Source organism: Geobacter sulfurreducens PCA, assembly GCF_000007985.2.
GTDB lineage: Bacteria > Desulfobacterota > Desulfuromonadia > Geobacterales > Geobacteraceae > Geobacter > Geobacter sulfurreducens.
On sequence record NC_002939.5, the window covers coordinates 1463074 to 1477789 of the forward strand.

The 14716-nt window shown below is 64.1% G+C and carries 15 protein-coding genes and 1 tRNA gene; 14 read left to right on the forward strand and 2 right to left on the reverse strand.

Features of this window, described 5'->3' with window-relative positions; translation table 11 throughout:
- Positions 1-101 precede the first annotated feature (101 nt).
- Positions 102-839, reverse strand: coding sequence for a TerC family protein (locus tag GS_RS06645; protein ID WP_010941989.1), 738 nt, complete (start codon positions 837-839; stop codon positions 102-104).
- Between the two features lie 327 nt (positions 840-1166).
- Between GS_RS06645 and GS_RS06650 the strand changes: the two genes are divergently transcribed.
- From GS_RS06650 to GS_RS06675, 6 genes are all read left to right on the forward strand, one after another.
- Positions 1167-2033: a lipoprotein gene (locus tag GS_RS06650; RefSeq protein ID WP_010941990.1), complete on the forward strand. Its 867-nt coding sequence runs from the start codon at positions 1167-1169 to the stop codon at positions 2031-2033.
- Positions 2034-2273: 240 nt separating this feature from the next.
- Positions 2274-2678: a heavy-metal-associated domain-containing protein gene (locus GS_RS06655; protein ID WP_010941991.1), complete on the forward strand. Its 405-nt coding sequence runs from the start codon at positions 2274-2276 to the stop codon at positions 2676-2678.
- Between the two features lie 116 nt (positions 2679-2794).
- A complete protein-coding gene (locus GS_RS06660; protein WP_010941992.1) occupies positions 2795-3271 on the forward strand; it encodes a DUF2318 domain-containing protein in 477 nt (158 codons plus the stop codon).
- 41 nt (positions 3272-3312) lie between these two features.
- A complete protein-coding gene (locus GS_RS06665) occupies positions 3313-4473 on the forward strand; it encodes an ABC transporter permease (RefSeq protein ID WP_010941993.1) in 1161 nt (386 codons plus the stop codon).
- A gap of 32 nt (positions 4474-4505) precedes the next feature.
- Positions 4506-5210: an ABC transporter ATP-binding protein gene (locus GS_RS06670; protein ID WP_010941994.1), complete on the forward strand. Its 705-nt coding sequence runs from the start codon at positions 4506-4508 to the stop codon at positions 5208-5210.
- Between the two features lie 91 nt (positions 5211-5301).
- A tRNA-Gly gene (locus tag GS_RS06675) sits at positions 5302-5376 on the forward strand.
- Positions 5377-5557: 181 nt separating this feature from the next.
- Here the strand turns inward: GS_RS06675 and GS_RS06680 are convergent.
- Positions 5558-6466, reverse strand: a complete 909-nt coding sequence (locus tag GS_RS06680; protein ID WP_010941995.1) for a LysR family transcriptional regulator — start codon at positions 6464-6466, stop codon at positions 5558-5560.
- A gap of 138 nt (positions 6467-6604) precedes the next feature.
- Here GS_RS06680 and GS_RS06685 point away from each other — a divergent pair, with 138 nt between their 5' ends.
- From GS_RS06685 to GS_RS06720, 8 genes are all read left to right on the forward strand, one after another.
- Positions 6605-7258 carry a hydrolase gene (locus GS_RS06685; protein WP_010941996.1) on the forward strand — a complete coding sequence of 218 codons (654 nt, stop codon included), beginning with the start codon at positions 6605-6607 and terminating at the stop codon, positions 7256-7258.
- Positions 7259-7368: 110 nt separating this feature from the next.
- Positions 7369-9180 carry an amidohydrolase gene (locus GS_RS06690; RefSeq protein ID WP_010941997.1) on the forward strand — a complete coding sequence of 604 codons (1812 nt, stop codon included), beginning with the start codon at positions 7369-7371 and terminating at the stop codon, positions 9178-9180.
- Between the two features lie 315 nt (positions 9181-9495).
- Complete coding sequence (locus GS_RS06695) at positions 9496-9957, forward strand: RrF2 family transcriptional regulator (RefSeq protein ID WP_010941998.1); 462 nt, start codon at positions 9496-9498, stop codon at positions 9955-9957.
- Between the two features lie 67 nt (positions 9958-10024).
- Positions 10025-11038 carry a sulfate ABC transporter substrate-binding protein gene (locus GS_RS06700; protein WP_010941999.1) on the forward strand — a complete coding sequence of 338 codons (1014 nt, stop codon included), beginning with the start codon at positions 10025-10027 and terminating at the stop codon, positions 11036-11038.
- A 73-nt stretch (positions 11039-11111) separates the two neighbouring features.
- Complete coding sequence (gene cysT / locus GS_RS06705) at positions 11112-11945, forward strand: sulfate ABC transporter permease subunit CysT (RefSeq protein ID WP_010942000.1); 834 nt, start codon at positions 11112-11114, stop codon at positions 11943-11945.
- Between the two features lie 16 nt (positions 11946-11961).
- Entirely contained in the window at positions 11962-12792 is an 831-nt protein-coding gene (gene cysW, locus GS_RS06710) for a sulfate ABC transporter permease subunit CysW (RefSeq protein ID WP_010942001.1), read from the forward strand.
- 34 nt (positions 12793-12826) lie between these two features.
- Positions 12827-13858, forward strand: a complete 1032-nt coding sequence (locus tag GS_RS06715; protein ID WP_010942002.1) for a sulfate/molybdate ABC transporter ATP-binding protein — start codon at positions 12827-12829, stop codon at positions 13856-13858.
- Positions 13859-13895: 37 nt separating this feature from the next.
- Complete coding sequence (locus tag GS_RS06720; RefSeq protein WP_010942003.1) at positions 13896-14690, forward strand: HesA/MoeB/ThiF family protein; 795 nt, start codon at positions 13896-13898, stop codon at positions 14688-14690.
- The last annotated feature ends 26 nt before the right edge of the window (positions 14691-14716 follow it).

Consider the following 14716-nt stretch of genomic DNA (forward strand, 5'->3'; position numbering starts at 1 on the left):
TGAGGTAACATGCCGATTTAACGCCCGAATCGCTAACAGTGTACCGGCGGCACCTTTGCTGTCAAGCGAAAAGTATCTGCCGGAGCGACGGGACGTCGGCATCACTCCGTGTAGGGCTGGTGCAGCTTGACCGGTTTTCCTTTCGCACGCATCTTCATGTTGAGCATCTCGACCCCCACGGAGAAGGCCATGGCAAAGTAGATGTACCCCTTGGGAATGTGCATGTCGAGGCCGTCCCCGATGAGCGCCACCCCGATCAGGATGAGGAAGGAGAGGGCAAGCATCTTGATGGTCGGGTGCGAATCCACGAAGGCGCTGATCTTGCCGGCGAAGAGCATCATGAACCCAACGGCGATGACTACGGCCGCCACCATGACCGCCAGCTGGTTGGCCATGCCGATGGCGGTGATGATCGAGTCGAGAGAGAACACGATGTCCAGCAGAAGGATCTGGAAGATGATGGCCCCGAAGGACGCCGCTGCCTTGACCGTACCGTGGCTTTCGGCCCCTTCCAGCTTGTCGTGGATCTCCATGGTGCTCTTGGCCAGGAGGAAGAGGCCGCCGGCGATCAGGATCAGATCGCGGCCGGAAATATCCGTTTCCAGCACCGACAGCAGCGGCTCCGTGAGTCCCATGAGCCAGGCGAGGGAGAACAGCAGCGCCACCCGCGTGAACATGGCCAGGCCCAGGCCGGTGAGGCGGGCCTTTTCCTGCTGTTCCGCCGGCAGTTTGGATGAAAGGATTGAGATGAAGATGATGTTGTCGATGCCCAGGACGATCTCCAGGGCGGTGAGGGTGGCCAGGGCAAGCCAGGCCTGGGGGTCGGTCAATAATTCCATTGATCCATGTCTCCTTTGTCAATAACGCCGGGGCACAAAAAAACCTCTACCTCCGGCTCTGTGAGCTCGTCAGGTAAAGGTCTTGCCTGCCGGAAACAAAGGCCCCACGCCCGGGCAGCGATGCCGTCTTGGCGGACGATGGGTCGGCCCCTGTGGGACCGATGGCTACTCCCCTTTACGGAACGGGGAAACTATACGCAACCGGTTCGAGGGATGTCAATCATGAAATTGCCGGGTTCCAGCCCTCCGGCCGCAGGATCTTTTCTTGAATTCGGTCAATGCTTTGCTCTATTCTGTAAATTCGTACACATCTCAGGGAGGGTAGCGATGAACATCAGAACGATGACGGCAGTGGCGGCAGTCCTCTCGGTAGCGGCGGTTGCAGGTTGCGGCGGCGGTGGCGGCCAGTCGGCGGCGCCCCAGACGACCATCAGCGGCACGGTGGCGGACGGCTACCTCTTCAAGGCCGAGGTGTTCCTGGACCGGAACGGCAACTATCAGCAGGATTCGGGCGAACCGGCCACGACCACCGATGTGAACGGCAGATTCTCCCTGGCGATCACCCCGGGCGAGGAAGCGCTCTACCCGGTGGTGGCCCGCGCGGTTGGTTCCAACACCTATGACATGGACGCCCCGGCCCAGCCCCTGACCCAGGGCTACATCCTCACGGCCCCCCGGGGAATGCACGGCTTCATCAGTCCCATCTCCACCCTGCTGCGCGAGAAGTACGAAACCGGCAACTATGCATCCGTCAGCGATGCCATGCACGAGATCCGGCAGCAACTGGGCCTCACGGTCCTGAACCCAGCCAGCGCTGTCCTGTCCACGGACGATTTCGTGGCACTGTCCGGCTCCACGAACACGACGACCCACACCGAATATCAGAGGGTCCGGACCGTGGCCGGGGTGATCGCGGACCTCATGGCCGGGCAGATCTCCTCCGATGCGGCCGTCAACGTCAACCGGTACCGCTACATCATGGGGCGGATCAACCTGAGTCTGCCCCAACTCTGCTTCGAGGCCACCCAGAGCGCCAACCCCGACGTGGCGAACATGCGGACGCGCTACATCGGCACCATCCCGGGCACCTTCGTCAACATGACGGGCATGTTCCGCAACATGACCACGACCACCTTCTGGAACCTGTCGGGCTCCACCATGGTCCCCCGCAACCGGGGCGGCATGATGCGCTGACCCGCGCCTGTCGCCGGCGTTTCGACGGGGCCGTTTCCTTTGGGGAGCGGCCCTGTTTTGTTGCAGAATAGTCCACAGGCTTTCTGGAGATTATTCTGCAATCTCCTCCCCGTGATATGTTTCCCCACTTTTAGTTGTTGATAAATCAATGGATTACGCAAGCGGGCACACTGGCACGCCAATTGGATTAGACTCCGTCGTAACCCGGCGGAACCGAAGCCGCCTTCAAAGGAGCCTGTCATGGGTGCAATGAAAAAAGGAACCATCGGTATCGTGGTCGCGGCAGTGATCGTGGTGGTGCTCTGTGCATTTGCGGTGCGGCTGGAGGCGTCGGCTGACAGCGTGGCCGTCCTGCGGGCCCAGGGCATGACCTGCGGCAGCTGCGCCGGCAAGATCGAGAAGACGCTCGGCAAACAGGCGGGCGTCGCCAGAGTCCAGGTGGACGTGGATGCCGGCAAGGTCGTGGTCGGCTTCGACTCCCGCACCGTGCGGCCCGAGATTCTGGCCGAACGCGTTACCGGCGCCGGCTACGGATGCAGCATCCTCCAGGTCCTCACCCCCGAGGAGTACCGGGCGCAGACCGGCAGTACCACCGCCTTTGTCCGGCAGGGTGGCGGGTGCGGCGGAGGCTGCTGCGGTAAGTAGGGCCCGGCTGGTCGGGGGCTCGTTGAGTTTCATCGGCCCCTCCGCCGCACGAACACAACCAACACTCGCTCAGAAACACTCCCGGCAGGGAGAAACGCGCAAGGGGGATATTCGCAATGCAGACCGGAACAGTAAAGCAGATGATGAAGCTCGGGGTGATCGCTCTGGCGGCCGTGCTGGTCGTGGCTGGAGCGGTGACTGCCTTCAGCCTGCCGGGGTTCGGCAAGTTCGAAAAGGCCAAGGTCGTGAAGGGTGCCGTGAGCATTCCCCTGGCCGACCTGCAGGACGGCAAGGCCCGTTTCTACCGCCACAGCGAAGGGGGGCGCGATATTGCCTTCTTCGCGGTCAAGGCCCCTAACGGCAGCTACCGGGCCGCCTTTGACGCCTGCGAGGTCTGCTTCCAGGAGAAGAAGGGCTACGTGCAGGATGGCGGCTTCATGACCTGCCGCCAGTGCAACAAGAAGTTCGCCACCGACCGCATCGGCGAGGGGCCGGGCGGCGGATGCAACCCGGCGGCCATCCCCGCCCGGCAGGCCGGCGGCAATCTGGTTATCAACGTAGCCGACATCCGCACCGGCGCCCGGTTCTTCTGAGCCCGGCAGCCTGACAACAGTACACAGGAACGGGGAGCTCCATGAAGCTGCATAACATCTCGATCAACAACCTGCGCCGCCGCCGGGCCAAGATGCTCTTTCTCACCGTGGGGCTCGCCGTGGGGATTGCCACCATCGTCACCCTCATGACCCTCACCGCCTCCATGTCCAACGACATCGGGCGCAAGATGGACGAATTCGGCGCCAATATCCTGATCACCCCCCAGAGCAACGACCTCTCCATGAGCTACGGGGGCATCAGCCTGGGCCGGGTCACCTTCGACCAGCGGGAGATCCGTCAGGAGGACCTGGCGCGGATCACCGCCATCAAGAACAACAAAAACATCCTGGCTGTATCCCCCAAGGTTCTTGGCGGGGTACGATTCGGCGACAAGGACGCCCTCCTGGTGGGGGTCGACTTCGAGAGCGAACTCAAGATGAAACAGTGGTGGCGGGTTTTCGGCGAGGTGCCCAAGGACGGCGCGGGCGTGCTCCTGGGCAGTTCCGCTGCGGACACGGCCCATCTTACCCCGGGCGACGCCGTCACCATTGCCGGACGTTCCTTCACCGTCACCGGCGTACTCGATCAGACCGGCTCCCAGGACGACTCCCTCATCTTCATGCCCCTGGCCGACGCCCAGAAACTGCTGGGCAAGGAAGGGCGGATCACCCTGGTGGAAGTGGCGGCCCTCTGCTCCGGCTGCCCCATCGGCGACATGGTGGTGCAGATCGCCGAAAAGCTCCCCGAAGCAAAGGTCACCGCCATCCAGCAGGTGGTCGAGTCGCGGCTCAAGGCCCTGGACCATTTCCGCCGCTTCGCCTACGCCGTGGCCGGCGTGGTCATCTTCATCGGCTCACTCATCGTCTTCGTCACCATGATGGGGAGCGTCAACGAGCGCACCACCGAGATCGGCGTGTTCCGCGCCATCGGCTTCCGCAGGAGCCACATCATCCGGATCATCCTGCTGGAGGCGGCCCTGGTGAGCGTCCTGGCCGGGCTCGTCGGCTACGCCGCCGGCATGGGCGGGGCCACCGTGGCGCTCCCGTTCATGGCCGAAAGCAAGGACGCCGTCCTGGTCTGGGATTCTACGGTCCTGGCCGGGTCGGTCCTCCTCTCCCTGGTGGTGGGGATGCTGGCGAGCCTCTACCCGGCGCTCCACGCCAGCAGGATGGACCCCACCGAGGCGCTCAGGGCGCTGTAACGTACACCGCAACCATAGTTCGGGGGAACGCAATGGCACTCATACAAATCAATGATCTCACCAGGCACTACGCCGGCGGCGACGAGACCGTCCAGGCGCTCCGGGGCGTAAGCCTGACCATCGAAGACGGCGAGTTCGTCACCATCATGGGCCAGTCCGGATCGGGCAAGAGCACGCTCCTGTCGGTCCTGGGGGGAATGAACCACCCCACCGCCGGCGAGGTGGAAATGGCCGGAGTCCGGCTCTACGAGCTCTCCGGCGAGCAACTGGCCGACTTTCGCGCCGAGAAGCTCGGCTTCGTGTTCCAGTCGTTCCACCTGGTGCCGTACCTGACGGCCCTGGAGAACGTCATGCTTCCCCTGTCCATTACCAGGATGAAGAACCGCGACAAGATCGCTGCGGCACGTGAAGCCCTGGAGCGGGTCGGGCTGGGCGGCAAGGCCGACCGGCTCCCCAACCAGCTCTCCGGCGGCGAGCAGGAGCGGGTCGCCATCGCCCGGGCCATCGTCAAGAAGCCCCCCATCATCCTGGCCGACGAGCCCACCGGCAACCTGGACACGAAAACCAGCGAAGAGGTCATGGACCTGTTCCGCCGCCTCAACGCCGCGGGCCACACCGTTGTCATGGTCACCCATAACCCCGACAACTGCGCCTACGCCGACCGGACCATCCGCCTGCGCGACGGCCTGGTTGTCGAAGACGGCGTGGCCGACGCAACTACGCGAACCGCCGCCTGAAGCGGCCACCGGATATCGTAGGGATTCACGCCGAAGAAAAAAAGTGTTGACTCCCCCCGCGTCCCTTTGCTATATAACGGGAACCTGTTTCGCGGGAATAACTCAGTGGTAGAGTGCAACCTTGCCAAGGTTGAAGTCGCGGGTTCGAATCCCGTTTCCCGCTCCAAAAAGCCAAGGGGCCAGATCAAGAATCTGGCCCCTTTTTGTTTTGTATGTACTACTCACAGCGTTTCAGCTCACCTCTTTTATTCACACCTTACGGCATCTCCGGAATAACTTTTCCATCGAATTAGTAACGTCTGTGCCCACCTTCAAGATGCGGCTCTCGTTTCCCGCAACGGTTCCGTTCAGCGTGAAGTCCGACCGGTGTCCGAGGAGCAGTCGGCTGCGAGGATAGCGATCAGCTGGTGCAGGGCGGGGTTGGTGTTGCCGGGAAGCCATGCCGCTGCCAGGCGGACCGGGTCCAGGGGGTCGCGGAGCGGGATGAAAGCTACATTGGGATGGGGCAGGCCGGCCACGTCGCTCGGCATGAGGCATACCCCCTTGCCCGTCCCGATCATCCCCAGGACCTCGATCAGCGACCCGGCCTTCAACTCGAACTTGGGCCTGAAGCCCGCCCTGGCGCAGGCAGTGCTGATGACCCGGTTCCGGCCGGGGAACTTGTCCTCCAGGTAGCCGATGAAGGTGTCGCCTTCAAGCTCCCCGATGCATATCTCCGAACGTCCCGCCAGCCGGTGGCGCACCGGCAGCACCGCCACCAGGGGAACTTCCCTCAAGACATACAGTTCGAATTCGTCCCCGGCCCCGTCGTGGGGGTTGCCGATGAACCCCAGATCGATTTGCCGGTAGCGCAGGGCGGCAATCTGGTCGCCGGGCGACATCTCGTTGACCGTGACGTCGATGTCGGGCCGCTCCTGGGACAGCCTCACGAGGGCGTCGCTGAGAAACGACTCCATGGCGGTCGAGATGAAGCCGATGGTGAGCTTCTGGTGATTCAGCCCATTTTCCCTGACCGCACGTATTCCCTCCTCGCAATCCTGCAGAACGCGGCGCGCGTAAAAAAGAAACTTCTCTCCTGCCGCAGTCAGACGCAAACCAAACCGTTCCCGGGTAAAGAGCTGGGCTCCCAGCTCGCATTCCAGCTCTTTGATCAGGCGGCTGACCGCGGGCTGCGATATGTGGAGCCTGTTGGCGGCCCGGGTGAAATTGAGCTCTTCCGCCGTAGCGGCAAAGTATCGCAAGTGTCTGAGTTCCATAATGAATTTAACTATAACCTCAAGTTATGGCACGTCAAATAAATACTTTATTGTCTTCATTAGATTGAGGAATATCCTGATATCAGAGGTGTTGTTCGGCCCGGTGCCCGAATGCGGGCCGACGAAAGGAGTCATGTCATGAACTACACCGAACTTCTCAATCCCCAGAACTCCGCGGTCATCTTTATCGATTTCCAGCCCCAGATGACCTTCGGCGTTGCCAATATCGACCGGCAAACCCTGTTCAACAACGTTATCCTGCTGGCCAAGGCGGCCAGGATCTTCAAGGTGCCGACCATCCTCACCACGGTGGAGACCAAGAGCTTCTCGGGCAATATGTGGCCCCAGCTCCTGGATATCTTCCCCGGCCAGGAACCGATCGAGCGCAGCTCCATGAACTCCTGGGAAGATGCCGCGTTCGTGGCGGCGGTGAAGGCCACCGGCAGGAAGAAACTGGTCATGGCCGCTCTCTGGACCGAGGTCTGCCTGGCATTCCCGGCCCTGGGGGCCCTCAAGGCGGGCTATGACGTCTACGCCGTGGAAGATGCCTCCGGCGGCACCACCCTGACCGCCCATAACGCTGCCATGCGCCGCGTCGAGCAGGCCGGCGCAGTCCCCGTGACCTCACTGCAGGTGCTCCTCGAATATCAACGCGACTGGGCGCACAAGGAGACCTACAACGACGTCATCGCGGTGGTGAAGGAGCATTGCGGGGCATACGGCCAAGGCGTGGAATATGCCTACACGATGGTTCATGGGGCGCCTCCCAGCAGGGGAGGCGCAGGACACTGACATCATGGGAAACACAGCAACCGATAACGACCCCGTAACCGCCGCGGTCATGCCGGTTTTCACCCACATTCTCCGGCCGTGGCTGGGAAAGGACACCTAAGGGGGATATCATGCGAGCACCTGACCTGATTCTGCATAACGGATCCATCACGACCCTCGATCCGTCCCTGCCGCAGGTGTCCGCAGTAGCCATTACTGACGGACGGATTACCGCGGCAGGCGGCGAGGAACTCCTGGCCTCCGCGGGCCGGGACACGGTACGGATCGACCTGAAGGGGCGCCGGGCCATTCCCGGCCTCAACGACTCCCACATCCACGTGATCCGCGGAGGCCTCAACTTCACCATGGAACTGCGCTGGGACGGCGTTCCGTCCCTGGCCCTGGCCCTGGAGATGCTCAGGGAGCAGGCCCGGAGAACCCCGCCGCCCCAGTGGGTGCGCGTGATCGGCGGCTGGACCGAGTTCCAGTTCGTGGAGCGCCGGATGCCGACGCTCGACGAGATCAACAGGGTATCGCCCGATACGCCGGTGTTCGTGCTGCATCTCTATGATCGCGCCCTGGTCAACGGGGCCGGCCTGAGAGCGCTCGGCTACACGAAAGACACCCCTGACCCGCCGGGAGGAGAGATCCAGCGGGACAGGGCGGGCAACCCGACCGGGCTCCTGATCGCGAAGCCAAATGCCCTGATCCTCTACGCCAGCCTGGCCAAGGGGCCGAAGCTCGGTTTCGACGATCAGGTCACATCGACCCGCCACTTCATGCGCGAGCTGAACCGCCTCGGCATCACCAGCTGCATCGACGCCGGCGGGGGCTTCCAGAACTACCCGGACGATTACCGGGTCATCGAGCATCTGGCCGAACGGGACGAGCTGACCCTGCGGATTGCCTACAACCTCTTCACCCAGCGGCCCAAAGAGGAATACGACGACTTTGCCCGCTGGATAACCATGACCGGGCCGGGAAAGGGCAGCGACGTCTACAAAATGAACGGCGCCGGCGAGATGCTGGTCTTTTCGGCCGCCGATTTCGAGGATTTCCTGGAACCGCGCCCCGATCTCATGCCGGCGATGGAGGAGGAACTCAAGAAGGTGGTCGCCCTGCTGGTGGAGCACCGGTGGCCGTTCCGGCTCCACGCCACCTATGACGAGTCGATCTCCCGCTTCCTGGCCGTCTTCGAGGCGGTGGACCGGGAGATCCCGTTTCGGGGGCTGCGCTGGTTCTTCGACCATGCCGAGACCATCTCGAACCGGAATCTGGAGCGGGTCCGGCGCCTGGGCGGCGGCATTGCCATCCAGGACCGGATGGCGTTCCAGGGCGAGTACTTCGTGGCTCGCTACGGTGCCGAGGCAGCCAAGCGGACCCCGCCCATCGCCCGGATGCTCGCCATGGGCATCCCGGTGGGAGCGGGCACCGACGCCACGCGGGTTTCCAGCTACAACCCCTGGCTTTCCCTCTACTGGCTGGTGAGCGGGAAGACCGTGGGCGGGCTGCCGCTGTATGACGACGCCAATCGGCTCGACCGGACCGCCGCCCTCAGGCTCTACACCGAGGGGAGCTCCTGGTTCTCCGGCGACAACGGCAGCAAAGGGGCGCTCATCGCGGGCCGGCACGCCGACCTGGCGGTGCTGTCGGCGGACTACTTCGCCGTTCCCGAGGCGCGGATCAAAGACATCGAGTCCGTGCTGACCATCATGGGCGGGAAGATCGTTCACGCGAGCGACGAATTCGCCCCGCTGGCTCCGCCGCTGCCGCCGGTCAGCCCCGATTGGTCGCCGGTGGCTTCGTACGGCGGATACCACGGCAATGCCGCCGTTTCCACCGGCCTGCGGCGTGAGCCGTGCGTGTGCCACAGCCACAGCCCGGCATGGTCCGGCCCTGACCCCCGTTTCTGGGGGATCGGCTGTGACTGCTTCGCGTTCTGAGTCGGATCGCCGCCCGCGGTACCACGCACAGCGATCCACCGCTGGCGGGAATCGCTGCCGCCATCATGGCGATGCCCCGCCAGCGGCATCAGCGCAGAGCTGGTTCACTCTTCATCCCTGCCGCGAGTCCTTCTTCCGTGACGGGCCCTGCCTCGCCATCCACGGCCAGCGTCATCCCTTTCTTTCGCGCAGCATCTAAATTGCATCAATGTGTGCGACAATGTGCCTTAAAAAGTTTATTAGGTAAGTCGTAAAATAATCTCTTGATCTATCATCGGGTAATGTGTATTTATTGTCTATCGAGATTGTAGACTTATGATATCGAAAAAGACAAAATACGCGCTCAAGGCGATGCTTTACCTGGCCCGGGAGCGGGACAAGGGCCCGATCCTCATTGCCGACCTGGCGCGGGACGAGCGGATTCCCAAGAAGTTCCTGGAGCTGATCCTGCTGGCCCTCAAGAACGCGGGGGTGCTCCAGAGCAAGAAGGGGAAGGGGGGCGGCTACTACCTCGCCCAGTCCCCGCGGGAGATCAGCATGGGCCGGATCATCCGCATCCTGGAGGGCCCCCTGGCCCCGGTCCAGTGCGTGAGCGAGACCTCCTACTCCCGGTGCGAGGAGTGCGACGACGAGTGGAGCTGCGGCATTCGGCTCGTCATGAAGGATGTGCGCGACGCCATGGCCACGATCCTCGACGGGGCCACCCTGGCCGATGTGCTGGAGCGGGTGGAGCGGGAAAAGCAGAAGAAGGACGGAGTGCTTTTTTACACGATCTGAACGGGGCGTTTTTTTATACTTTATTAGACTACTAAGTCGATAGACTAAAAACCAAAAGGAGCCGACCATGAAACCGATCAAGACCATCGCAGCCGCAGCCGCAGCATTCCTCGCCCTTGCCGCACCCCTGGGGGCCCGCGCCGAGGTGAGCCTCCTCAACGTCTCCTACGACCCGACCCGGGAGCTGTACCAGGACTACAACGCCGCCTTTGCCGCCCACTGGAAGGGGAAGGGCGGGGGGCCGGTCACGGTGAAACAGTCCCACGGCGGTTCGGGCAAACAGGCCCGGGCGGTCATCGACGGCCTGGAGGCCGATGTGGTTACCCTGGCACTGGCCTATGACATCGACGAAATCGCGGGAAAGGCGAAGCTGATCCCTGCCAACTGGCAGAAACGGCTGCCCCACAACAGCTCCCCCTACACCTCAACCATCGTGTTCCTGGTCCGCAAGGGGAACCCCAGGAACATCCGCGACTGGAACGACCTGGTCCGCCCCGACGTCAAGGTGATCACCCCCAATCCCAAAACCTCCGGCGGGGCCCGCTGGAACTACCTGGCCGCCTGGGGCTACGCCCTGAAGCAGAAGGGGGGGAGCGAGGCAACGGCCCGCGACTTCGTGACCAGGCTCTACAAGAACGTGCCGGTGCTCGATTCCGGTGCCCGGGGCGCCACCACCACCTTTGTCCAGCGCGGCCAGGGCGACGTGCTCCTGGCGTGGGAGAACGAGGCCTTCCTGGCCGTGAACGAACTGGGCAAGGACAAATTCCAAATTGTGGTGCCGTCGGTCAGCATCCTGGCCGAGCCGCCGGTGACGGTGGTGGACAAGGTGGTCGACCGGAAAGGGACCCGCGCGGTGGCCGAAGCGTACCTGAAGTACCTCTACACCCCGGCCGGCCAGGAGATCGCGGCCAAGCACTACTACCGTCCCATCGACAAGAACGTGGCGGCCAAGTATGCCCCGGTCTTCCCGAAGGTGAAGCTCTTCACCATCGACGACACCTTCGGCGGCTGGCAGGCGGCCCAGAAGAAGCACTTCGCCGACGGCGGGGTGTTCGACCGGATCTACGGCCCGGGCAAGTAACGTGATGCAGGGGCTGCGCGATGGCGTAAAATCCGCAGCCCCTGCATTGGGATTATGCAAAGGACCAACCACCATGGCGACAAGACCAATCACGCGAACCACCGTCATTCCCGGCTTCGGCCCGGCCCTGGGCTACACGGTCTTCTACCTCTCCCTGGTCGTGCTCCTGCCGCTCTCGGCCCTGGCGGTGAAAACGGCCAGCCTCACCTGGGGGGAATTCCTCGCCACCGTGGCAGCCCCCCGGGTGCTGGCCTCCTACCGGGTCACCTTCGGCGCGGCCCTGGCCGCTGCCGGGGTCAACGCGGTCTTCGGTCTCTTGGTGGCCTGGGTGCTCGTGCGCTACCGCGTGCCGGGCAAGCGGCTGATCGACGCCCTGGTCGATCTCCCCTTCGCGCTCCCCACGGCCGTGGCCGGCATCACCCTGTCGTCGGTCTATGCCGCCAACGGCTGGATCGGCCGGTTCCTGGAGCCCCGGGGGATCGAGGTCGCCTTCACCCCGCTGGGGATCTTCGTGGCCATGACCTTCATCGGTCTCCCCTTTGTGGTGCGGACGGTGCAGCCGGTTCTGGAAGAGCTGGAAGAGGAGATCGAGGAGGCCGCCGCCTGCCTGGGCGCTACCCGCTGGCAGACCTTCCGCAGGGTCCTGTTCCCGGAGCTGTTCCCGGCGGCGCTGACCGGCTTTGCCCTGGCCTTTGCCCGGGGCGTGGGCGAGTACGGCTCCATCATCTTCATCGCCGGCAACATGCCGATGGTGTCCGAGATCACCCCGCTCCTGATCATCACCAAGCTGGAGCAGTACGACTATGCCGGCGCCACCGCCATCGCCACGGTGATGCTCCTGTTCTCGTTCCTGATGCTCCTGGCCGTGAACCTGCTCCAGAAGTGGAGCCGGCGCCACGCCGCCTGACCCGGAGGACCCGACCATGCCATCATCCATCCGCACCCGTACCGAACCGGCCCCGGTCCGCTGGGCGCTCACCGCCGGCGCGCTCCTGTTCCTCGGCCTCTTTCTCTTCGTGCCCCTGGCCGCGGTCTTTGCCCAGGCCCTGGAAAAGGGGTGGGGCGCCTACCTGGCCGCCATCCGCGAGCCCGACGCCCTGGCGGCGGTGAAGCTGACCCTCGTCACAGCCGCCATCAGCGTTCCCCTGAACCTGGTCTTCGGCGTGGTCGCGGCCTGGGCCATCGCCAAGTTCCAGTTCCGGGGCAAGCAGCTCCTGATCACCCTGATCGATCTGCCGTTTTCGGTGTCGCCGGTCATCTCGGGCCTGATCTACGTCCTGCTGTTCGGGCTCCAGGGATGGCTCGGCCCCTGGCTCCAGGACCACGACGCGAAGATCATCTTCGCCGTGCCCGGCATCGTCCTGGCCACGGTCTTCGTCACCTTCCCCTTCGTGGCCCGGGAGCTGATCCCGCTCATGGAGGCCCAGGGCACGGACGAGGAAGAGGCGGCCATCACCCTGGGGGCGAACGGCTTCCAGACCTTTTGGCGGGTGACCCTCCCCAACATCAAGTGGGGGCTCCTTTACGGGGTGATCCTGTGCAACGCCCGGGCAATGGGCGAGTTCGGCGCGGTCTCGGTGGTTTCCGGCCATATCCGGGGCGAGACCAACACCATCCCCCTCCACGTGGAGATCCTCTACAACGAGTACAACTACGCCGCCGCCTTTGCCGTGGCCTCGCTCCTGGCCCTGCTGGCCCTGGTCACCCTGGTCCTGAAGAGCGTGGTCGAGTGGCGGATGCGCGCCGACGCCTGACCCGGACGCCGCAGCGAAATAAAGGAACCAAGACATGAGCATCGAGATCGCCAACGTCACCAAGCAGTTCGGCAGCTTCACCGCCCTGGACAACGTGAACCTGGCCGTCCCCTCCGGGGAGCTGACCGCCCTCCTGGGCCCCTCGGGCTCGGGCAAGACCACCCTGTTGCGGATCATCGCCGGCCTGGAGACGCCGGACGCCGGCTCGATCCGCTTCGACGGCGAGGAAACCACCGACCGCCACGTGCGGGAGCGTCAGGTCGGCTTCGTGTTCCAGCACTACGCCCTGTTCCGGCACATGACCGTGGAGGAGAACGTGGCCTTCGGCCTCACCGTGAAGCCGCGCCGGGAGAGGCGGCCGAAACAGGAGATCAGGGAGCGGGTTCACGAGCTCCTGCGCCTGGTGCAGCTTGAGGGGCTTGCCGCCCGCTTCCCGTCCCAGCTCTCCGGCGGCCAGCGCCAGCGGGTGGCCTTGGCCCGGGCCCTGGCCGTGGAACCCAAGGTGCTGCTCCTGGACGAGCCCTTCGGCGCTCTGGACGCCAAGGTGCGGGTGGAGCTGCGGCGCTGGCTGCGCCGGCTCCACGACGAGATCCACGTCACCAGCGTCTTCGTCACCCACGACCAGGAAGAGGCCCTGGAAGTGGCCGACCGGATCGTGGTCATGAACAGGGGGCGGATCGAGCAGGTGGGTACCCCGGCGGAGGTCTACGACCAGCCGGCCAATCCCTTTGTCTTCGACTTCCTGGGCAGCGTCAACCTCTTCCACTGCCGGGCCGAGCAGGGACAGGCGCGGGCCGCGTCCCCGGACCTGCCGGTGGGTTATGTGCGCTCCCACGACATCGAGGTGGAGCGGAGCCAGACCGCCGACGCCGTGGAGGCCCAGGTGCGCCACATCCAGTCCGTGGGCCCGGCCGTGCGGGTAGAGCTCCTGGTGCGCGGCACCGGCAAGACCGTCGAGGCGGAACTCTCCCGCGACGGCGCCGAGCGCCTCGCCCTCAGCCCCGGCGAAACGGTCTATGCCCGGCCGCGCAGGATTCAGACCTTTGTGGAGGATTATCAGATATGATGTTCTGCCCGGCGTTTCCGCACGGAGTTGCATAACCATGTTCACCGACCAACAGATCGAGCGCTATTCCCGCCACATCATCCTGAAGGAGGTGGGGGGCAAGGGGCAGAAGAAGCTCCTGGACGGGAAGGTGATGGTGATCGGCGCCGGCGGGCTCGGGGCCCCCATCGCCCTCTACCTGGCCGCGGCCGGGGTCGGCACCATCGGCATTGCCGACGCCGACGTGGTGGACCTCTCCAACCTCCAGCGGCAGGTGATCCACTTCACCCCCGACGTGGGCAAGCCCAAGGTGGAATCGGCCCGGGAGAAGATGGAGGCCATCAACCCCGATGTGAGGGTGCGGACCTACCAGGAGTGGATCTCCGCCGCCAACATCGCCCGGATCATTGCCGACTACGACTTCGTCATCGACGGCACCGACAACTTCGCCGCCAAGTTCCTCGTCAACGACGCCTGCGTCCTGGCCGGCACGCCGTACTCCCACGGCGGCATCCTCCAGTTCGACGGCCAGACCCTGACCGTGAAGCCGGGGGAATCCCCCTGCTACCGCTGCATCTTCCCGGCCCCGCCGCCAAAGGACGCCATCCCCACCTGCGCCCGGGCCGGGGTCATTGGCGTGCTCCCGGGCGTGCTCGGCACCATCCAGGCCACCGAGGCGATCAAGTACCTGCTCGGCCAGGGAGACCTCCTCACCGGCCGGCTCCTCACCTACAACGCCCTGCGGATGCGCTTCCGCGAAGTGCCGGTGAAGAAGAGCGCCCGGTGCCCGGTCTGCGGCGACAATCCCACCATCACGGAACTGGTGGACGAGCTCGACATCGAGACCTCCTGATGGATTGTATCTCTGTGATTTCCTCC

Bases quoted from the DNA above. Each gene is read 5' to 3' on its own strand.
- GS_RS06690 (WP_010941997.1), top strand. From the start codon at position 7,369: ATGCGAGCACCTGACCTGATTCTGCATAACGGATCCATCACGACCCTC.
- GS_RS06665 (WP_010941993.1), top strand. From the start codon at position 3,313: ATGAAGCTGCATAACATCTCGATCAACAACCTGCGCCGCCGCCGGGCC.
- cysT (WP_010942000.1), top strand. From the start codon at position 11,112: ATGGCGACAAGACCAATCACGCGAACCACCGTCATTCCCGGCTTCGGC.
- GS_RS06715 (WP_010942002.1), top strand. From the start codon at position 12,827: ATGAGCATCGAGATCGCCAACGTCACCAAGCAGTTCGGCAGCTTCACC.
- GS_RS06670 (WP_010941994.1), top strand. From the start codon at position 4,506: ATGGCACTCATACAAATCAATGATCTCACCAGGCACTACGCCGGCGGC.
- GS_RS06720 (WP_010942003.1), top strand. From the start codon at position 13,896: ATGTTCACCGACCAACAGATCGAGCGCTATTCCCGCCACATCATCCTG.
- GS_RS06650 (WP_010941990.1), top strand. From the start codon at position 1,167: ATGAACATCAGAACGATGACGGCAGTGGCGGCAGTCCTCTCGGTAGCG.
- GS_RS06645 (WP_010941989.1), bottom strand. From the start codon at position 839: ATGGAATTATTGACCGACCCCCAGGCCTGGCTTGCCCTGGCCACCCTC.
- GS_RS06660 (WP_010941992.1), top strand. From the start codon at position 2,795: ATGCAGACCGGAACAGTAAAGCAGATGATGAAGCTCGGGGTGATCGCT.
- cysW (WP_010942001.1), top strand. From the start codon at position 11,962: ATGCCATCATCCATCCGCACCCGTACCGAACCGGCCCCGGTCCGCTGG.
- GS_RS06695 (WP_010941998.1), top strand. From the start codon at position 9,496: ATGATATCGAAAAAGACAAAATACGCGCTCAAGGCGATGCTTTACCTG.
- GS_RS06680 (WP_010941995.1), bottom strand. From the start codon at position 6,466: ATGGAACTCAGACACTTGCGATACTTTGCCGCTACGGCGGAAGAGCTC.
- GS_RS06655 (WP_010941991.1), top strand. From the start codon at position 2,274: ATGGGTGCAATGAAAAAAGGAACCATCGGTATCGTGGTCGCGGCAGTG.
- GS_RS06685 (WP_010941996.1), top strand. From the start codon at position 6,605: ATGAACTACACCGAACTTCTCAATCCCCAGAACTCCGCGGTCATCTTT.
- GS_RS06700 (WP_010941999.1), top strand. From the start codon at position 10,025: ATGAAACCGATCAAGACCATCGCAGCCGCAGCCGCAGCATTCCTCGCC.